A 20585-nucleotide genomic window follows, 5' to 3' on the forward strand; every position below is an offset into this window, starting at 1 on the left:
CGTATCGTTTAATAGATACATTACTTCAACAAAACTAATGGATATGCCATGTCATTAAAAATAACTGTACTTCTTGAAAATAGAACATCTGACTCATATTTGATAGCTAAACCGGGTTTGAGTCTTTTACTTGAGGATGGTGAAGAGAAGATAATTTTTGATACCGGCCCGGATGGCAGCTATCTCGAGAATGCGAACAGGATGGGAATATCTGTTGATGATATATCCAGGATTGTTATCTCCCATGGTCATTCTGACCATATAGGTGGTGTTAATTATTTTCCCCATAATGCTAAATTAATATGTCATCCCGATGCGTTAAATGAGAAGTATTATGGTGTTATGTTTAAAAATCTTGTTTTAAGATTTAAAAAAACATCGGGTAAAATTAGTAAAAGAATTAAAAAGAAAGTCTTTTTTCGTTTGACAAAATCGCATATGAAGATAAGCGAACGATTTGTTTTTTCAGGTGAAATAGCCAGTAATCATCGGAAAGCCTGTGGTTTAGTCAGAAGGCGCTCTTGGGCTAATGATTATATACTTGATGACAGTGCATTAATTTGGAAAAGTGATAATGGGCTTGTGATTATTATTGGCTGTGGTCATTCGGGTATTTGTGAAATAATTAATCACGCTAAAATGATTACCGGTGTGGATAAAGTATGCGCGGTGATAGGTGGTTTGCATTTAAAGAGAGCATTACCGACAGAGTTATTGAAGATCAGAGAGTTTTTTGTAAAAGAAAATATAAAAGAAGTCTATGGATGTCATTGTACCGGTAGCTGGGGAAGGCTCTGGTTGCCAAATGTTAAGCAACTGAAAACAGGTCAGGTGTTATTAGTGGAGTAACATGGTGAAAAGTATGCAGAAAATGGATTTTCATTGGGTTTATAGTAACGATTGGTTAATATTTTTATTGCAGAGTTTATTTATATTTTATAAAAAATAATTTAAATAATGGGAGTTTAACGTGAGTAATTATTGCCACTTTTGGTAAGAAAGTGGCATCATATATCAATGTATTTTAAGTTTTATGTTATAAACGTATTTATATATTTTTTATGTTGCTGGGTTCTTTTTTTTCGTTAATTGTGGTCATATTGGTATATATTAATTGTGGTTATTGTTGATGATTTTCATATATATTATAGGGGGTTATGTCTGGATTATTTTTTGATGATTTTTATAAATGTCTTTATATTGCTGCTGGCAATGGTGCTTATATTTAATTTCTTGTTTTTCATTTGACATTATGAATAACCAATTGATTAATATAAGTTATTTATTGATGCCGTTGTCAATGTAATGATGATTTTTTTCTTTTTGTTTTTATTTCTTATAATCTCGAGTTAACTTTTAATGTGTTTTTTAATTTAATGATTAATATAGGGAAATAGTTTGTTATGCATTGGGTGAAATTGTATTATTATAACAATTTTAATATTTCTTGCGGTTTTAATTATTTAAGTTAATAATCTGTAAATTATCGGAGAAAATAATTTAATAAAGGATTATATCCAATAACTTAGGGAAACAGCATGCAAATTTTTTATAAGACATATAGAGTTCTTAATCAGAGATTGAATCAATGAATTCAGACTTATTTATCGCCTTTATGATATTTAATTTGTCGAAATAAGGCGTTATTATATGGGCTTAATGATCTGTATGTTGTCTCATAGTATATCGAGTAGAGGTGGTATTCAGTTGCTTATATTTTCTTGATTTAAATTTAATATGTTGATTTATAAAATTATTTATTAAATCCTACTACCGGTTGGTTGGGATAAGGCAGGGGTTATAGTCATGAATCAAAGTCAATTCTGGCGGTGGCCGGAAAGAAAAAAGCATTATTTTGCTGTGATGTTAGCTTCTTTGCTGATGCTTGCTGGTTGTGATCAGTCTGACAGCACTGATAATAATAAAGCAGCTCAATCGCAGTCCACAGAAATTCAAAGCGCAAAAGCACCTCAACAGTCAAATACTTCACCAAAATCAGTAAAACAGAAAGATGCGACATCACTGGCTGAACTGGCAAAACGTTATGCCGGTAAAGAGGTGACTATTCTGGATGCCTCAGAAGTTCAACTCGATGGCGCCAGCGCGATGGTGGTGACATTTTCTGTTCCTTTAGATCCAAATCAGAATTTTGCTCAAAATGTCCGTTTGGTGGATATAAAACAGGGCAAGCTTGATGGAGCGTGGGAGTTGTCAGATAACATGATGGAGCTTCGCCTGCGTCATCTGCCGCCATCCCGTAAACTGCAACTGACCGTAGATAAAGGCGTTAAAGGCATCAATGAGCGTCAGCTTGAAACCGCGTATGAGAAAACCCTGACAACCGAGACGATTTCTCCGTCTGTTGGTTTTGCCAGCAAGGGCTCCTTGCTGCCAAGTAAAGTAGCCGAAGGTTTGCCAGTGTTAGCACTCAATGTGAACAGTATTGATGTTAACTTTTTTAGGATAAAAGAGACGGCATTACCTTCTTTTATTGCACAGTGGCAATATCGCAACAGCATGAGTTCTTGGGAATCTGAAGAAATACTTAAAGATGCGGAGTTGGTTTATACCGGCCGTTTCGATCTGAATCCAACACTGAATACCCGCGAAAAGTTACTGTTGCCATTAAATAACATTAAAGCGTTGCAGAAAGACGGTGTTTATATGGCGGTGATGCAGCAAGCGGGTAAATACATTTATGCCAACCCGGCGACAATGTTCACGCTAAGTGATATCGGTGTCTCCGTGCACAGCTATCTGGATAAGATGGATGTGTTTACCCAATCTCTGGAACAAGGCGACAGCCTGAAAGGGGTGGAAGTCCGTCTGTTGGATGAGAAAGGGCAGTTATTATCAAAAGCAATGACAGACGCTGATGGACACGCCAGTCTGGAGAAAAATGCGAAAGCTAAATTATTGCTCGCTACCCGTGACAACCAAACCAGTATGATTGATTTAGTATCACCAGCGCTGGATCTGTCTGAGTTTGATATCGCCGGTCCACAAGGATACAGCAAGCTGTTTTTTGTTTTCGGGCCTCGTGATCTCTATCGCCCCGGTGAGACGCTGGTTGTGAATGGGCTATTGCGTGATGGTGACGGCCGTACAATTAAAAGCCAGCCGGTCAAAGTTGATGTATTAAAAACCGATGGTCAGGTTCTCCGTAGTTTTGTCTGGCAACCTGAAAACGGGTTGTATCAGTATCGCTACACGATTCCTCAGTCGGCGGCTACCGGGCTCTGGTCGTTACGTTTTGATCTGGGCGATAACAAGCCCCGTTATTACAAGTTCAATGTAGAAGATTTTATGCCGGAGCGTATGGCGCTGGAAATTAGCAGTGAGGCGCAACCGGTGATGAAAAACCACAGTGTCGATTTCGCCATCAAAGGCCGTTACCTGTATGGCGCGCCCGCGGCGGATAATCGCTTGCAAGGGCAGTTATTCCTGCGCCCAAACCGTGATGCGGTCGCCAAATTGCCGGGTTATCAGTTTGGCGCCGCCACTGAAGAAAATCTCAGTCGTACATTGGATGAGTTCGATTTGACGCTGAACAGTGGTGGTGAAGCCGCATTGAATGTCAGCGCGGACAACTGGAGTTCAGTCTCTTCGCCGGTAAAAGTGATTGTTCAGGCCAGTCTGCTTGAATCTGGCGGCCACCCGGTGACACGTCGGGTTGAACAAGCGGTTTGGCCGGCGGAGAAACTGGTTGGTATTCGTCCGTTGTTCAATCAGAAAGCGGTTTATGACTATCATACCGGTCGTGACCAGAGCCGCTACAATGTGGATGAAAATTCATTGGCTGAATTTGAGCTGGTTTATGCAGATGCCAATGGCAAAAAATATGCCGCGAAAGATCTGACCGCCCGTTTGATTTATGAACGTCATGATTACTATTGGCGCTGGTCGGATGGTGAAGGCTGGCAGTCAGGCTATGATCAGAAAGATTTGGTGATGGCGGATGAACATATCCAGATTGCGCAGGAGGGTACCGCAAAGGTCAGTTTCCCGGTTGATTGGGGTTCATACCGTATTGAAGTTGTCAATCCGGAGAATCAACTGGTTACCAGTGTTAATTTCTGGGCAGGTTACTCATGGCAAGATAATACCGGTGGCACCGGTGCTGTCCGTCCTGATCAGGTAAAACTGTCTCTGGATAAGCCGGCTTATCGAGTGGGTGAGAAAGTAAAACTGCATATAGCCGCACCACAGGCAGGTAAAGGCTACCTGTTGGTGGAGTCCAGTGAAGGGCCGCTCTGGTGGCAGGAGATTGATGTACCGGCACAAGGTCTGGATGTGGAAGTTCCGGTTAATAAAGAGTGGCGCCGTCATGACCTTTATCTGACTGCGGTAGTCATTCGTCCGGGAGATAAATCCCGTCAGGCGACGCCAAAACGTGCAATTGGTGTGTTGCATCTGCCGTTAGCGGATGAAAACCGTAAATTGGATCTGACGTTATCCGCGCCGGAAAAAATGCGCCCGAATCAGAACCTGACAGTTAAAGTCAAGGTTACACCACAGCAAGGGCAGAAATTGCCTGAACAGGTTAATGTGCTGCTCTCTGCGGTAGATACTGGCGTACTCAATGTCACTAATTTCAAAACCCCGGATCCCTATGAGGCTTTCTTTGGCCGTAAACGCTATAGCATCGATCAATATGATGTGTATGGTCAGTTGATTGAAGGTGAAGGTCGTCTGGCAAATCTGCGTTTTGGGGGTTCTAGTGATGAAGATGCCCCTGCCCGCGGTGGTAGAAAACCATTAACTGAAGTGCAGATTATTGCTGAACAGGCGCAGCCTGTGACATTGGATGAAAAGGGGGAAGGGGAGATTGTTCTGCCAATTCCTGACTTCAATGGTGAACTGAGGCTGATGGCTCAGGCGTGGAGTAAAGATGAGTTCGGTCATGGTGAAAGTAAAATTGTCATTGCCGCACCGGTCATTACACAGATGGCGTTACCTCGCTTTATGGCGGGGGGGGATCATTCATTGTTGTCGTTGGATCTGACCAACTTAACCGAACAGACGCAAAACTTGACTTTAAACTTTACGGCTAATGGGCTGATTAAATTAGAGGATGCGGCCAGCAAGGCAATAACCTTGGAAAAAGGTCAACGTACAACGGTGGAAATTCCTGTCATGGCTGACCATGGCTTTGGTCAGGGCGAAGTTTCCCTGACGATTAATGGCCTGAATCTGCCCGGTGAAGCGCTGAAACAGTATCAAAATAGCTGGAAGATTGGCGTGCGTCCGGCACAGCCGGCAGAAACCAGGCTGTTTGCTGAGGTTATCCACCAGGGAGAAAATTGGCAGTTGCCGTTAGATGCTATATCGGGTTTAGCGCCGGCAACGCTCGAAGGTCAGTTGTTACTGACCAGTCGTCCGCCGTTACAGATTTCACGTTATATTCGTGAACTGTACGCCTATCCGTATGGCTGTCTTGAGCAGACTATCAGCGGACTTTACCCGTCACTCTATTCAAATGAAGCGGAGCTGAAAAAACTGGGTATCAAAACGGACAGTGACAGCAAACGCCGGGCCAGTATTGATGAGGGTATTATTCACTTGCTGAGTATGCAGCGTCATGATGGGGGTTTTGCCTTGTGGGACCGAACCGGTGATGAAGAGTACTGGCTGACGGCTTATGTTACAGATTTCTTGTTCCGTGCGAGCCAGCGAGGTTATAGCGTACCCAAGGAAGCGCTGAATTCCGCCAATAACCGTTTGCTGCGTTATTTACAGGATAAGAATGTCATTAACTATCGCTACAGCCAGAATCAGGAAGCCATGCGGTTTTCGACTCAAGCTTATGCCGGTCTGGTGCTTGCCATCCAGCAGAAAGCGCCGTTGGGTGCGTTAAGACAAGTTTATGAGCGTCGTTCTCAGGCAGGAAATGGTTTGTCGTTGGTACAACTGGGGGTTGCATTGAAGCTTATGGGTGATAACACCAGAGCGGATGAAGCTGTCCGCTTGGGGATCAATAAAAACCGTAACGATGATGTTGGATTGGGAGATTATGGCAGTTCCATCCGCGACAATGCATTAATTGTCGCGTTGTTGACTGAAAACAATATGTTGCCAAAAGATCGTGATGAGAAATTACTGGCTTTGTCTGATGAGTTGACATCCCGTGACTATTTTTCAACTCAAGAGAGTAATTCACTCTATCTGGCCGGGCGTTTCTTTATCGATACGTCAGAACAACCGTGGGAGGCGGTGGTTAATCAGCAGGTTCCACCGTTAAGTCGTGACAAGTCATTGAATCAGATGATGAATGCGGAACAGATTCTGCAAGGTGTTGATATCAGTAACCGTGGCGGCAGCACACTCTATTCTCGCCTGAATGTCGTAGGTTACCCGCTGCATTCGCCGAAACCCTACTCTAATGTGTTGAAAATTCAGCGTAGTTATCTGGATATGCAGGGTAATCCCGTTTCTATTGACCGTCTGAGAAGTGGCGAAATGGTGGTCGTGAAGCTGGTAGTCAGCTCAGATAAATCAGTGCCGGATGCGCTGATTGTTGATTTACTGCCTGCTGGTCTGGAAGTAGAAAATCAGAATCTGGTTAACAGCAGTGCCAGTTTGAGTGACAGCGCCGCAAATCTCCAGGAGCTGATTGGTGATATGCAACAGGCGACTATTCGTCATACTGAATATCGTGATGACCGGTATGTGGCGGCAGTCGCGGTTGATTCCACTCAGCCAGTGACATTGCTCTATCTGGCCCGTGCTGTGACGCCGGGTGTCTACGCTATTCCCGCACCTCAGGTTGAATCTATGTACGTGCCCTACTGGCGTGCGGTAGGCTCTGCACCTGAAAAACTGGAAGTTGTCCGCTAAACTCTGTCAGCCCTTATGCTCCGGCGTAAGGGCTGATTGCTCGTCAGGTATTCTTGCATGAAAAAAAGGCATCACCTTATTTGGCTGATTGTACTGTTGCTGTTTCTGATCCCGGCTGGTTTATGGCTGGCAGATAAAATTTGGCCTTTGCCACTGCGTGAAGTCAAAATGGCGCGTATTGTCGTAGGTGAAGATGGGACTCCGCTTTGGCGTTTTGCCGATGATGAAGGGGTTTGGCGCTACCCGGTGAGGTTGGAACAAGTGTCGCCGGAATATATTCAGGCATTGCTGACGTATGAAGATCGCTGGTTCTATAAGCATCCGGGGATTAACCCGTTTTCGCTCGTCAGGGCTGCATGGCAGGATATTCGGGCGGGTAAAATTCTATCCGGCGGCAGTACGCTTTCAATGCAGGTGGCGCGGTTGATTGATCCGCATTCACGTACTTTGGGCGGGAAGTTGAAACAGATTTGGCGTACTTTACAGCTTGAATGGCACTATTCCAAAGATGAAATTCTTGAAATGTATCTCAATCGTGCGCCGTTTGGCGGCACATTACAAGGTGTTGGCGCGGCGAGTTGGGCTTATCTGGGCAAACCGCCATCTGAACTCTCTGCGGGCGAAGCTGCTTTGCTAGCTATTTTGCCGCAGGCGCCCAGCCGTTTGAGACCGGATCGTTACCCTGAACGGGCACAAGCCGCCCGTGACAAGGTTATGCAACGGTTGGCGCAGTATAAAATTTGGTCAGAAGATAAAGTGGCTGATATTCGGCAAGAGATGCTATGGCTGGCTCCCCGACAGGCGCCACAACTTGCCCCGCTTCTTGCCAGAAGAGTGGCTAAAGGTCATCGCCAGGAAATCATTAAAACAACCATTGATGCAGGATTACAGCGCCAGCTTGAGGATATGGCGGTGAATTGGAAGTACCAGTTACCGGAGAAAACTTCTGTTGGGGTGTTGGTGGTTGATCATACCGATATGGCGGTGAAAGCTTATATTGGCTCGCTGGATTTTCAGGATAACAGCCGTTTTGGTCATGTGGACATGATAAATTCGTGGCGTTCGCCAGGATCAACGTTGAAGCCTTTTTTGTACGCAATGGCATTAGATGATGGGTTGATTCATGGGGAATCATTGTTACAGGATGTGCCTCGCCGTTTTGATTATTACCGTCCGGGAAATTTTGATAGTGGCTTTAATGGGCCGGTTAGTGTCAGTGAGGCATTGGTTCGTTCCTTGAATTTACCCGCAGTGCAACTGCTCGAAGCATATGGCGCCAAGCGGTTTACCGCCAATATGCGTAATGTGGGAACAGTATTGCGTTTTCCTCCCGGCAGTGAGCCTAATTTATCATTGATTCTTGGTGGAACGGCAACCCGGATGGATCAGTTGGTGGCGGCTTACTCCGCGTTTGCCCGTCAGGGGAAGGTTTCCCCCCTGAGATTTACACCGCAACAGAAATTGCGTGACAGACAACTGTTTTCCCCTGGCGCCGCGTGGATAATCAGACGAATTATGGCTGGAGAAGGTCTCCCGCAACCTGATGATATATTGCCGGCGCAAGTGCCGCTGGCTTGGAAAACGGGTACTAGTTATGGCTACCGCGATGCTTGGGCTATCGGCTTAAATGCCCGCTATACCATCGGTGTCTGGGTTGGCAGGCCGGATGGAACGCCGGTTACCGGACAGTTCGGTTATGCCACGGCGGTTCCGATAATGAATCAGGTCAATAACCTGTTGCTGGCAAATATGCGAAATGGCGCTCAACGAATCCCCTCTGATCCACGTCCGGCAAGTGTGAGTCAGGCAATCATTTGTTGGCCGGGAGGTCAGAGTCTGCCAAAGGGAGACAGTAATTGCCGCCAGCGTCGTCTGAGCTGGATTCTGGATAACACCATTCCGCCTACGTTGCCTTCTGTGGGGCAAGAAGGTATTTCTGGCATCAATGAACAGGTATGGCTGGATAAACAGGGTTTGCGTGTTGCGCCTGATTGCCCTGATGCGCAATCAAAAAATATTGCTTTATGGCCGATTAGCCTGGAATCATGGTTACCGGCGGAAGAGCGGCGGGCGCAGCGTTTGCCATCAGTTAACCCTCAGTGTCCACCGCTGAAATCAGATGAAGCGCCGCTGTTGATCGTCGGCATTCATAACGGAGATGTATTGAAACGACTTCCTGGTCTTGGCAGCCTTGATTTACGTATTACAACACAAGGCGGTAGTGGTGGGCGACAATGGTGGTTTCTCAATGGAGAACAGATTCTGACCACAGAAAATAATCAAGGGCTTGTACAAACATTGACTCAACCGGGGAAATATCAGCTGAGTGTTTTGGATTTGGGGGGACAGGTAGATTCTGTCAATTTTACCTTGAAGTAAATGATTCAGATAAAAGTGTGATTTGTACGAAAAAATGGTAATTTTCGCTAAGAAAAATTTAATGGAATGTTATGTTTTCTGTAGGCAACCGCTATTTGGGCCCCTATAATCAACGCCTCTTTTATCCCCGCTAGGGTTGCGGGATAAGTATTAACCGGTTAACTTATCGGGATAAAAAATTAAAATCATCAGTTGCTGAAAAAAGAACCAAGAGGTTATCCATGACGGTTGAACGTACTTTTTCGATTATTAAACCTAACGCAGTGAAGAAAAATGCCATCGGGTCTATTTATGCCCGTTTTGAAAGCGCCGGGTTTAAAATTATTGCCGCCAAAATGCTTCACCTGACCCGTGAACAGGCTGAAGGCTTTTATGCAGAGCACAAAGGCCGCCCTTTCTTTGATGGTCTGGTGGAATTTATGACTTCTGGTCCAATCGTGGTTCAGGTATTGGAAGGCGAGAATGCAGTACAACGTCACCGTGACTTGATGGGTGCAACCAATCCTGATAACGCATTAGCGGGTACTTTGCGTGCTGATTACGCAGACAGTTTTACTGAAAACGCGGTTCACGGCTCTGATGCTGTTGAATCTGCAAACCGTGAAATTGCGTATTTCTTCACAGAAGATGAAATTTGCCCACGTAATTGATTTGTCGTTACCCGTAGCATCATCGCATTAAAGTTTGTACAATGCCGCGCCCCGTTGTTAACTCAACGGGGCGCTTATTATTTGTCACTAGGCTAAACTGATAGTGATACCCGAATTGAAACTTCGTGCGTTGAATTCATCAACGCAGAGCCGAAAGTGTAACAACGAGGCGATATAAAAAATGTCCCAACCAAATACTGCGGCACAATTTGCTGCTTCTGTCGTGTCTGAAACCCCAGAAAAAAAAGGCGGGAAAATTAACCTGCTTGATCTGAATCGCAAACAAATGCGTCAATTCTTCACCGATATGGGGGAAAAACCCTTCCGTGCCGATCAGGTGATGAAATGGATGTATCATTACTGCTATGACGATTTTGAGCAGATGACGGATATTAACAAAACCCTGCGGGCGAAATTGCAGCAAGTTGCTGAGATCCGCGCGCCCGAGGTAGCAGAGGAACAACGTTCAGCTGATGGCACGATTAAATGGGCTATCACTGTTGGCGATCAGCAAGTTGAAACGGTTTATATTCCGGAAGATGATCGTGCTACGTTGTGCGTCTCTTCTCAGGTAGGCTGTGCACTGGAATGTAAATTCTGTTCTACCGCTCAACAAGGGTTTAACCGTAATTTACGGGTTTCTGAAATTATTGGTCAGGTTTGGCGTGCGGCGAAAATTATTGGCTCACTGAAATCCAGTGGTCGCCGCCCGATTACCAACGTGGTTATGATGGGAATGGGTGAACCTCTGCTCAACCTGAATAACGTGGTTCCTGCAATGGAAATCATGATGGATGATTTTGGTTTCGGTTTGTCTAAGCGCCGTGTGACGCTATCCACATCCGGTGTGGTGCCTGCGCTGGATAAACTTGGTGATATGATTGATGTCGCTTTGGCGATTTCCCTGCATGCGCCGACAGATGATGTGCGTGATGATATCGTTCCTATCAACCGCAAATATAATATTGAGCAGTTCCTTGCGGGGGTGCGCCGCTATTTGACTAAATCTAATGCGAACCAAGGGCGTGTGACCGTAGAATATGTCATGCTTGATCATATTAACGACAGTGTGGAGCAGGCGCATCAATTGGCTGAATGCCTGAAAGACACACCCAGTAAGATCAACCTGATCCCGTGGAATCCGTTTCCGGGCGCGCCATATGGCCGCAGTTCCAACAGTCGGATCGACCGTTTTTCCAAGGTGCTGATGGGATATGGTTTCACAACTATTGTCCGTAAGACCCGCGGTGATGATATTGATGCCGCATGTGGTCAGCTTGCGGGCGATGTGATTGATCGTACAAAACGGACACTGAAAAAACGTCAGGCAGGTGAACCTATTCAGGTAAGAACAGTCTGAATGTTGCTATGTCTTATCATACAGTAACTGAAATTATTGCGACAATTGCGTATCCTTAAATTAAGTGGGGATGGAATGATAAGGAAATCGTTATCGGGAATGGTTATTACTGCCGTATTATTGGCAGGGTGTTCCAATCAACCGGCAAACGGAAATAAACAGCGAAAAGTTGCGGTAGAAACCCGGATTCAACTGGGAATGGCCTATCTGGCTGAAGGTTATTTACCGGCCGCCAGATACCACTTTGATAAGGTATTACTGGCGCAGCCAGACCATTATCAGGCTCAATTAGGTATGGCGCTGTATGAGCAATATTCCGGCCAGCCGGAAGCTGCCCGTCAGCGTTACAAAATGGCGATGCAGTATGCGCCAGGAAATGATACGGTATTGTATCATTACAGTGTTTTTCTCTGTGAGCAGGGGCAGTATGAAGAAGCCAAAATTCTGTTAACCGGGAATAATGCTGACAGGCGTATTTGTTATCAGTGATTTGCCGCTAGTAAAATAGCAAATCTATTTCGCCGCGCAGGCCGTTGTATAATGTAAGGATTATAGCAAAGAGCCAGCGCGAAGTTTTTCACAACTTGGACAGTACCGCGTCTTCTTGCTAATGAATACTGAAACGACTCCAGAACAAGCTCATTTGACAGCAGGTCAGCTCCTGCGTCAGGCTCGTGAACAGCACGGGCTAACTCAACAGACGGTGGCTGATCGTCTGTGTCTGAAACTTTCCACTATCCGTGATATTGAAGAGGACAATATACCGGCCAGTATGGTGCCCACTTTCCTGCGTGGTTATGTTCGTTCTTATGCTAAATTGGTACAAATTCCAGAGGCGGAAATTCTGGCGATTCTGGATAAGCATACTCCGGCAAAAACCGCGAAGGTTTCACCAATGCAGAGTTTTTCATTGGGTAAGAAACGTAGAAAACGTGAAAGTTGGTTGATGTGGATTACATGGCTAATTATTCTGGTCGTGATTAGTCTGACGGGAGCATGGTGGTGGCAAAACCACACAGCTCAACAGAAAGAATTGATTTCGATGGCTGATCAGTCTGCGACGCAGGTTGCGCAGAAGAAAGCCCATGTGATGGATCTAGCCACCGGGAGCAACGATCAGGCGACACAGTTGCCGGCCAGTGAACAGCCATTATCTGCTGCTTCAACCGAAAATTCGGCGAAGGCGAATAAGGCGAATACAGATAATGTGAATAATAGTGGGGAAACTGTTCTGCCTGGAGCATCAGCTCAACATCCGGCTGTGGAAGCACCTGAAATTCATCCACAGACTGTTCCGTTACCCGTTAACCCGAGTACAGCTCCACTACCGGATGTGTCTGAAAATGGCTCAACAGCAGTGGCTGACAGTAATAAACTGGTGATGAATTTCAAAGCATCCTGTTGGTTACAGGTTGTTGATGCGAATGGAAAGATGTTGTTTAGTGGAACTAAAAAGAAGGGTGACAGTCTGAATCTCTCCGGTTCATTGCCTTATAAGTTAACTATCGGCGCCCCTGCTGTAGTGGATGTACAGTTCCGGGGGCAAGTTGTCGATTTAAGCCGCTTTATTAAAGAGCATCGTATTGCGCGTCTTAAAGTACCAGGAACACAATAAATGCCTTTAGCAGTTATGGCATCGTTGTCATGTTATAAGTAAGCACATGGAAGTATGGGAGAAATACCAGTATGCATAATGAATCGCCGATAAAAAGACGCAAATCTACGCGTATTTATGTAGGGAATGTGCCAGTCGGGGATGGTGCGCCAATTTCGGTGCAGTCAATGACAAACACACGTACTACAGATGTGGAAGCCACTGTTCAACAAATTAAATCGCTTGAGCGTGTCGGGGTTGATATTGTCCGTGTATCAATACCAACGATGGATGCGGCAGAAGCGTTTAAATTGATTAAGCAACAGGCTAATGTTCCTTTGGTTGCAGATATTCATTTTGATTACCGTATCGCACTTAAAGTTGCAGAGTATGGTGTCGATTGTCTGCGTATTAATCCTGGTAATATCGGTAATGAGGCGCGTATCGGTGAGGTTGTGGCGGCTGCCCGCGACAAAAATATTCCAATCCGTATTGGTGTGAATGGCGGATCACTGGAAAAGGACATTCAGGAAAAATATGGTGAGCCAACTCCAGAAGCACTGTTGGAGTCTGCTATGCGCCATGTGAATATTCTTGAAAGACTTAATTTCGACCAGTTTAAAATCAGCGTAAAAGCGTCAGATGTCTTTCTGGCGGTTGGTGCTTACCGTTTATTGGCCCGGGAGATTGATCAGCCATTACATCTTGGTATCACAGAAGCCGGCGGCGCTCGTGCAGGTTCGGTAAAATCAGCGATTGGCTTGGGTATTCTTTTGTCGGAAGGTATCGGTGATACCCTGCGTATTTCTTTGGCTGCCGATCCGGTTGAAGAAGTTAAAGTGGGTTTTGATATTCTGAAATCATTACGCATTCGCTCCCGAGGTATTAACTTTATCGCCTGTCCAACCTGTTCTCGTCAGGAATTTGATGTTATCGGCACCGTTAATGCGTTGGAACAACGCTTGGAAGATTTACTCACTCCGATGGATGTTTCAATCATTGGTTGTGTGGTTAACGGACCGGGTGAGGCGGAAGTTTCCACTTTGGGTGTCACTGGCGCCAGAACAAAAAGTGGTTTTTATGAGGATGGAGTGCGTCAGAAAGAGCGTCTCGATAATGCTGATATGATTGATCAGCTTGAGGCTAAGATCCGCGCTAAGGCATCAATGTTGGATGAAAATAAGCGCATCGACATAAGTCAACTGGATAAATAATATACCTGACACTGGTTCACCGTTGTGATGAGCTAGTGTTGTTTTAGTTTGCTAATTGAAGCTCGTCCGTATTCGCTTCTATAATCAACATCATTTTTGAATTATTAACAGAGATAAGACGTGGCAAAAAATATCCAAGCTATTCGTGGCATGAACGACTACTTGCCGGCAGATACTGCTATTTGGCAGCATATTGAAAGCACTTTGAAACGCGTGTTGGCGGGTTATGGTTATAGCGAGATCCGCACGCCGATTGTAGAGCAGACCCCGTTATTCAAACGGGCTATTGGGGAAGTGACTGATGTGGTCGAAAAGGAAATGTACACCTTTGATGATCGCAATGGTGAAAGTTTGACCCTGCGTCCTGAAAATACCGCAGGCTGTGTGCGTGCAGGTATTGAACATGGTCTGCTGTACAATCAGGAACAGCGCGTATGGTATTTCGGGCCTATGTTCCGTTATGAGCGTCCACAAAAAGGCCGCTATCGTCAATTCTACCAGTTAGGGGCTGAAGTCTTTGGTCTTCAAGGGCCTGATGTTGATGCTGAACTTATTTTATTGACTGCCCGCTGGTGGCGCGAGCTCGGTATTTCTGAACATGTGACGCTTGAACTGAACTCGATTGGTTCATTGGCAGCGCGGGCCAGTTACCGCGAAGCGCTGGTTGCTTTCCTTGAGCAGCATAAAGATAAGCTGGATGAAGATTGCAAACGTCGTATGTACAGCAATCCATTGCGTGTTCTGGATTCAAAAAACCCGGAAGTTCAGCAACTTCTTAATGATGCGCCGGAACTGTTTGATTATCTTGATGCCGAATCAAAGGAACATTTTGACGGTTTGCGTGCGCTTCTTGATGCGGCTGGTATCAAATACCGGATTAACCAGCGTCTGGTTCGTGGTCTGGATTACTATAACCGCACGGTATTTGAATGGGTGACAACGGCTTTGGGGGCTCAGGGGACTGTCTGTGCCGGTGGTCGGTACGATGGGCTGGTTGAACAACTGGGTGGTCGTCCTGCTCCTGCTGTGGGTTTTGCTATGGGAATGGAACGTCTGGTTCTGTTGGTGCAGGAAATGAACCCAGCATTTGTGGCGGAGCTATCAGTGGCGGAGGTTTATCTTGCTTCTTTCGGCGAAGGCAGTCAGCAGGCAGCGTTGATTCTGGCTGAACAGATACGTGATGTCTTGCCGCAATTGCGTCTGGTGACTAACCACGGGGGAGGGAACTTTAAGAAGCAATTGGGGCGTGCGGATAAACAAGGCGCTAAAATTGCGCTGATTTTGGGTGAAGATGAAGTCCGTTCTGGTCAGGCAGCGATTAAAGATTTACGTACAGGCGAACAACAAACGTTGCCGCAAAGCGAAATTGCAGCTCGTTTGGCTGAATTGTTAGGTTAAGGAGAGACTCCGTGGAAGTCTATACCAATGAAAACGAACAAGTTGACGCGATCCGCCGCTTTTTTGCCAATAATGGCAAAGCGTTGGTTTTCGGGCTGGTGCTGGGCGCTGGCGCGCTGATTGGTTGGCGTTATTGGCAATCTCATCAGACAAATCAATTGCAGGGCAGTGCGGAAGCTTTTGAACAGGTAAATCGTGGATTAATTTCCGGTGCAAAAGAGAGTCATGCCACCGCTGAGAAGTTTGCTGCTGAAACTAACAATAGTTATGGCGTGATGGCTCATATGCATTTGGCTCAATTGGCTGTTGAAAAGAATGAGCTAGCTAAAGCGGATCAATTTTTATCTGCGGCGGCCAGTCAGACAAAAAATGAAGATTTGCAGGCTCTGTCTAATATTCGTTTAGCCAGGGTTCAATTGGCGGAAGATAAAGCGGATGCCGCATTGAAAACACTGGAACAGGTGAAAGGTTCCGGCTGGGTTGCCGTAGCAGAGGATATCCGCGGCGATGCGCTGTTGAAAAAAGGTGATATTGCGGGTGCCCGTGCAGCTTATACCAAAGGTCTGGGATCAGATTCACCGCAGGCGATTAAATCGATGTTAAATCTTAAATTGAATAATTTATCCAGCTAAGGGGATCCTTTCAATGCAGCTGCGTAAAACACTCTTGGTTGGTCTGGTTGCTTCTGTTCTGTTAGTAGGTTGTTCAAGTGAGCAGGACACAGTAACTATGTCACCGTTGCCACAGGTTGAGAATCAATTTAGCCCAAGTGTTGTGTGGGATAAATCTGTAGGTGATGGTGTTGGTCGTTATTACTCTCATTTGACACCAACCTGGCAGGGTTCTGTTGTCTATGTTGCTGATCGTCATGGCATCGTTAAGGCGCTGGACATTGATAGCGGCAAAGAGGCGTGGTCGGTAAATTTGGCTGAAAAAGCGGGTTTTCTCTCTTCCCGTATCCCTGCGTTGCTTTCTGGCGGTTTGACCGTTGCTGGGAATCATTTATATGTTGGCACTGAACGTGCCAAAGTCATCGCGCTGAATACCGAAGACGGCCAGATTACTTGGGAATCTGAAGTTGCCGGAGAAGCGTTGTCGCGTCCGGTGGTGAGTGATGGCTTGGTGTTGATTCATACCAGCAACGGCATGTTGCAGGCATTGAATGAGTCAGATGGCAAAGTACAGTGGTCCGTTAATATGGATACCCCATCATTATCGTTGCGTGGTGAATCAGCTCCGGCTGTGGCTTACGGCGCCGCGATCGTGGGGGGGGATAATGGTCGTGTCAACGCAGTGCTGATTTCTCAGGGGCAACTGATTTGGCAACAACGTATTTCTCAGGTAACTAGCTCGACAGAAATCGGTCGTCTTAGTGATGTTGATACAACGCCGGTTATTTCTGAAGGCGTGATATATGCGATAGCCTATAACGGTAATCTGGTGGCGCTTGATATGCGTTCAGGTCAGATTCTCTGGAAACGTGATTTGGGTTCAGTGAACGAGATGGTTGTTTCCGGTGATCGTATTTACATTGTTGATCAAAACGATCGGGTTATGAGCCTGCGTCAAAGTGATGGTGTGACGTTGTGGACTCAGACAAAATTACAACACCGCAACTTGACGGCGCCTGAAATGTATAATGGCTATCTGGTTGTTGGTGATAGCGAAGGCTATTTGCACTGGCTGAATATGGATGATGGTAAGTTTGTCGCTCAACATAAAGTTGATAGCTCCGGCTTAATGAGCCGTCCAGTGGTTGCCAGTGATAAGCTGATGGTACAGGCGAAAGACGGTACGGTTTATCTGTTTACCCGTTGAGTATTTCTTACTGTCTGTTTATCGGAAATAGAGAATAAAGAGTTGTTATAATCCCACGGCTCCTGAAAAGAACAGGGGCCGTTTCGTCTTTTTAGTGTTTTGTTGCGGCTAACGATGAGCAGCAAAATACTGATTTAAAATTTAGTCATGAGGCATCAACAAATGACACCTGTCGTCGCTCTGGTAGGGCGCCCAAATGTGGGTAAGTCCACGTTATTTAACCGTTTAACCCGTACAAGAGATGCGCTAGTAGCGGATTTTCCAGGTCTGACCCGCGATCGCAAATATGGTCGGGCCGAAGTCGAAGGACAGGAATTTATCATCATTGATACTGGTGGTATTGATGGTACCGAAGATGGTGTTGAAACCCATATGGCGGCACAATCTTTGATGGCAATTGAAGAAGCCGATATTGTTCTGTTTATGGTAGATGCCCGTGCCGGGTTGATGCCGGCAGACCACGCTATAGCAAAACACCTGCGCAGCCGTGAAAAAGCCACTTTTTTGGTGGCGAATAAAACTGATGGTATTGATATTGATACATCTGTAGCTGAATTTTATTCGCTTGGATTGGGTGATATATACTCCATCGCCGCTTCTCATGGTCGTGGTGTCACCCAACTTATCGAACGGGCATTGCTGCCTTTTTCCGGTAAAGGAGAGGAAGAAGAGGTTGAGCTGACAGAGGAAGAAGCCAACGCAGCCTATTGGGCCGAGCTGGAACAGAATGAAGTGGAAATGTCGGAAGAGGAAGAAGATGATTTTGATCCATTAACTCTGCCATTAAAATTAGCCATTGTCGGCCGGCCAAACGTCGGTAAATCTACCTTGACGAACCGTATCTTAGGTGAAGAAAGGGTTGTGGTTTATGATATGCCGGGTACTACCCGTGACAGTATTTATATTCCTATGGAGCGTGATGGTCGCGAATATATCCTGATTGATACCGCGGGTGTGCGTAAGCGAGGTAAGGTTACTGAGACGGTTGAAAAATTCTCAGTCATCAAAACCCTTCAGGCGATTGAAGATGCTAACGTTGTATTACTGGTGATCGATGCCCGTGAAGGCATTTCCGATCAGGATTTGTCGTTGTTGGGTTTTATTCTTAATAGCGGGCGCTCATTGGTTATTGCGGTCAATAAATGGGATGGCATGTCGCAGGAAGATAAAGAGCAAGTGAAAGAAATGCTTGATTATCGTCTTGGCTTTGTTGACTTTGCCAGAGTGCATTTTATCTCCGCTTTACATGGCAGTGGTGTGGGTAATTTGTTTGACTCGATTCTTGAGGCTTATGACTGCGCGACTCGCCGGGTGAATACTGCACTGTTAACCCGTATCATGCGTATGGCTGAAGAAGATCACCAACCGCCGATGATCCGTGGGCGCAGGGTAAAAATGAAATATGCCCATGCTGGTGGCTATAATCCACCAATCGTTGTGATCCACGGTAATCAGGTAGCTAATTTGCCTGATGCTTATAAGCGTTATCTGATGAACTATTTCCGTCGGTCCTTGAAAGTGATGGGGACACCCATTCGGATTCAGTTTAAAGAAGGGGCAAACCCCTTTGCTGATAAACGTAATACTTTGACGCCGAATCAGATGCGTAAACGTAAGCGTCTGATGGCTCATCTGAAAAAGCGTTAGTTTCTAATCAAAGAAAGGGGGTGGTGATTAACCACCCTTTTTGCTGGTATCCCATATTTGAGTAATTATTTCTGGCGCATCTAATTCTGGAAATATGAAGTGATATTCTTCATTTCCCGTGATGATACAGAGCAGATAATAATGTTGATCAGGATATGGTGATAGCGGCATAGAATCAGAAAAATTCTGTTCTATAGCCTGAACAAATAGTTGTTTCTGGTGGGGAGACAATGATTTTAAATTCACTGTCTTATCTTGGCTAAGACCCGGTGTAGCAGCAAATCCTCCTTGCAGGGAGATCGTGATTTTACTATCAGTTGTGAGTTCGATGATTTTATTATTCATGATATACCAGTTTTGCACAGTTATTTTTTACGTTTCTACAGTATAGCGTAAAATTAGGCGTTAACAATTTTAGTACCTTTAATTAGCTATCTTTCTTTATTAATAGGAGCTGTCAGGTTAGGTGTTACAAATAATAGAATATCGCTGGTATTAAACCAGCGATATATTTACAGATTAGACTTTAGTTTCTCACTTATCTTTTCCTTCGTCTTTGCCTTTATCTTTGCCTTTATCTTCTTCATCCACTTTAATGCCCACTTCTTTCCAGCTGTCTATAGTGGCTTTTTCAACATCCTCATCAAATAAAGCAAGAGCATGTTTAACTGTTAACTTGGCAAAGGATAAGAAATTAGTATCGCGTGCAAGATCTTTATCCAGCAGTGTGTTGTACCATATCTTTCCTGCTTTTTCCCAAGCATATCCGCCTAATTTTATCGCGAGATTATAAAAGGCTTTATTAGGAATACCTGAGTTAACATGAACACCACCATTATCTCTATAAATAGGATAGTCTTTAAAATCATCCATATGACCAGGCTGAGGATCTTTACCAAGAAGCGGATCATCATATGCCTTGCCGGGTTCTTTCATTGAACGAATCCCTACGCCTTTAATACCTTTGGCCAGTAATTCTTCCCCTACAATCCAGCTTGCTTCATCAGCTTTCTGTTTTAGATAATGTTGCCTTACCAGAGAGCCAAAGACATCGGCAATTGATTCATTTAATGCGCCGGACTGGAAGAAATAGATCAAATCTGCTGTTTTTTCGATAACACCATGAGATAATTCATGGCCGATTACATCGATAGATGTGGTGAAGTTATTGAAAACCTTACCGTCACCGTCACCAAACACCATTTGTCCTCTGCCCCAATACGCATTCATGTATTCTTTGCCGTAATGCACGGTGGCAATCAATTTCATTCCTTTATCATCTAATGAATTGCGGTTAAAAACTTCTTTGTAGAAATTGTAAGTTGCTTCCAGATATTTATATGCATTATCAACGGCTACGTCGCCATTATCTGGATCACCTTCATCTCGTACTAAAGTTCCGGGTAATCTAGTTTCATTTTTTGCATCATAAATACTACGATGTAGAGTGTCGCTGACAACTTCATTATCAGTATTATCAATAGAGTCTGATGTTTTAATAACACTGTCCAACATTAAACTCTGGGTATGATTTAATGTCATTAATACGTTATCTTTTTCACTTTCACTGTTATTCTTGTAAATATTTTGAAGAATGTATGGTGGTATTAAACCTTTGTAGTTATTGTTTTGCATTTGCATAAAATATCTCCTGGAATAAATTATTAGTTATTAATTAGAGGTACTCT

At 45.0% G+C, this 20585-nt stretch carries 14 protein-coding genes; 12 read left to right on the forward strand and 2 right to left on the reverse strand.

What is annotated here, in order from left to right:
• Nucleotides 1-48 precede the first annotated feature (48 nt).
• From ABR397_RS13395 to der, 12 genes are all read left to right on the forward strand, one after another.
• Entirely contained in the window at nt 49-849 is an 801-nt protein-coding gene (locus ABR397_RS13395) for an MBL fold metallo-hydrolase (RefSeq protein WP_350306175.1), read from the forward strand.
• A gap of 957 nt (nt 850-1806) precedes the next feature.
• Complete coding sequence (locus ABR397_RS13400) at nt 1807-6837, forward strand: alpha-2-macroglobulin family protein (protein WP_350306176.1); 5031 nt, start codon at nt 1807-1809, stop codon at nt 6835-6837.
• Nucleotides 6838-6894: 57 nt separating this feature from the next.
• Nucleotides 6895-9216 (forward strand): peptidoglycan glycosyltransferase PbpC, encoded by a 2322-nt coding sequence (gene pbpC, locus ABR397_RS13405; RefSeq protein WP_350306177.1) that lies wholly within the window; start codon nt 6895-6897, stop codon nt 9214-9216.
• 221 nt (nt 9217-9437) lie between these two features.
• On the forward strand, nt 9438-9866 hold the full coding sequence (gene ndk, locus ABR397_RS13410; protein ID WP_046973573.1) for a nucleoside-diphosphate kinase: 429 nt from the start codon (nt 9438-9440) through the stop codon (nt 9864-9866).
• Nucleotides 9867-10047: 181 nt separating this feature from the next.
• A complete protein-coding gene (locus tag ABR397_RS13415; RefSeq protein ID WP_350306178.1) occupies nt 10048-11226 on the forward strand; it encodes a bifunctional tRNA (adenosine(37)-C2)-methyltransferase TrmG/ribosomal RNA large subunit methyltransferase RlmN in 1179 nt (392 codons plus the stop codon).
• Between the two features lie 75 nt (nt 11227-11301).
• Nucleotides 11302-11715 (forward strand): tetratricopeptide repeat protein, encoded by a 414-nt coding sequence (locus tag ABR397_RS13420; RefSeq protein ID WP_350306179.1) that lies wholly within the window; start codon nt 11302-11304, stop codon nt 11713-11715.
• A 121-nt stretch (nt 11716-11836) separates the two neighbouring features.
• Nucleotides 11837-12841: a cytoskeleton protein RodZ gene (rodZ, locus tag ABR397_RS13425; RefSeq protein ID WP_350306180.1), complete on the forward strand. Its 1005-nt coding sequence runs from the start codon at nt 11837-11839 to the stop codon at nt 12839-12841.
• A 71-nt stretch (nt 12842-12912) separates the two neighbouring features.
• Nucleotides 12913-14034 carry a flavodoxin-dependent (E)-4-hydroxy-3-methylbut-2-enyl-diphosphate synthase gene (gene ispG, locus ABR397_RS13430; protein WP_350306181.1) on the forward strand — a complete coding sequence of 374 codons (1122 nt, stop codon included), beginning with the start codon at nt 12913-12915 and terminating at the stop codon, nt 14032-14034.
• A 120-nt stretch (nt 14035-14154) separates the two neighbouring features.
• A complete protein-coding gene (hisS, locus tag ABR397_RS13435; protein ID WP_350306182.1) occupies nt 14155-15432 on the forward strand; it encodes a histidine--tRNA ligase in 1278 nt (425 codons plus the stop codon).
• A gap of 11 nt (nt 15433-15443) precedes the next feature.
• A complete protein-coding gene (locus ABR397_RS13440; protein WP_350306183.1) occupies nt 15444-16064 on the forward strand; it encodes a YfgM family protein in 621 nt (206 codons plus the stop codon).
• Nucleotides 16065-16077: 13 nt separating this feature from the next.
• Nucleotides 16078-17250, forward strand: coding sequence for an outer membrane protein assembly factor BamB (gene bamB, locus ABR397_RS13445; RefSeq protein WP_350306184.1), 1173 nt, complete (start codon nt 16078-16080; stop codon nt 17248-17250).
• A gap of 162 nt (nt 17251-17412) precedes the next feature.
• A complete protein-coding gene (gene der / locus ABR397_RS13450) occupies nt 17413-18897 on the forward strand; it encodes a ribosome biogenesis GTPase Der (protein WP_350306185.1) in 1485 nt (494 codons plus the stop codon).
• A gap of 27 nt (nt 18898-18924) precedes the next feature.
• On the opposite strand, the gene ABR397_RS13455 is transcribed toward der, so the two are convergent.
• Both ABR397_RS13455 and prtS read right to left on the reverse strand, forming a co-directional pair.
• A complete protein-coding gene (locus ABR397_RS13455) occupies nt 18925-19242 on the reverse strand; it encodes a protealysin inhibitor emfourin (RefSeq protein ID WP_350306186.1) in 318 nt (105 codons plus the stop codon).
• Nucleotides 19243-19431: 189 nt separating this feature from the next.
• On the reverse strand, nt 19432-20538 hold the full coding sequence (prtS, locus tag ABR397_RS13460) for a metalloprotease PrtS (RefSeq protein WP_350306187.1): 1107 nt from the start codon (nt 20536-20538) through the stop codon (nt 19432-19434).
• Nucleotides 20539-20585: the final 47 nt, after the last annotated feature.

Source organism: Photorhabdus viridis, from assembly GCF_040256935.1.
Lineage (GTDB): Bacteria > Pseudomonadota > Gammaproteobacteria > Enterobacterales > Enterobacteriaceae > Photorhabdus > Photorhabdus viridis.

What these genes read in the sequence shown, in the direction of transcription:
- ndk (WP_046973573.1), top strand. Translation starts at nt 9,438, where the DNA reads ATGACGGTTGAACGTACTTTTTCGATTATTAAACCTAACGCAGTGAAG.
- der (WP_350306185.1), top strand. Translation starts at nt 17,413, where the DNA reads ATGACACCTGTCGTCGCTCTGGTAGGGCGCCCAAATGTGGGTAAGTCC.
- ABR397_RS13420 (WP_350306179.1), top strand. Translation starts at nt 11,302, where the DNA reads ATGATAAGGAAATCGTTATCGGGAATGGTTATTACTGCCGTATTATTG.
- ABR397_RS13395 (WP_350306175.1), top strand. Translation starts at nt 49, where the DNA reads ATGTCATTAAAAATAACTGTACTTCTTGAAAATAGAACATCTGACTCA.
- rodZ (WP_350306180.1), top strand. Translation starts at nt 11,837, where the DNA reads ATGAATACTGAAACGACTCCAGAACAAGCTCATTTGACAGCAGGTCAG.
- ABR397_RS13400 (WP_350306176.1), top strand. Translation starts at nt 1,807, where the DNA reads ATGAATCAAAGTCAATTCTGGCGGTGGCCGGAAAGAAAAAAGCATTAT.
- pbpC (WP_350306177.1), top strand. Translation starts at nt 6,895, where the DNA reads ATGAAAAAAAGGCATCACCTTATTTGGCTGATTGTACTGTTGCTGTTT.
- prtS (WP_350306187.1), bottom strand. Translation starts at nt 20,538, where the DNA reads ATGCAAATGCAAAACAATAACTACAAAGGTTTAATACCACCATACATT.
- ABR397_RS13415 (WP_350306178.1), top strand. Translation starts at nt 10,048, where the DNA reads ATGTCCCAACCAAATACTGCGGCACAATTTGCTGCTTCTGTCGTGTCT.
- ispG (WP_350306181.1), top strand. Translation starts at nt 12,913, where the DNA reads ATGCATAATGAATCGCCGATAAAAAGACGCAAATCTACGCGTATTTAT.
- ABR397_RS13455 (WP_350306186.1), bottom strand. Translation starts at nt 19,242, where the DNA reads ATGAATAATAAAATCATCGAACTCACAACTGATAGTAAAATCACGATC.
- bamB (WP_350306184.1), top strand. Translation starts at nt 16,078, where the DNA reads ATGCAGCTGCGTAAAACACTCTTGGTTGGTCTGGTTGCTTCTGTTCTG.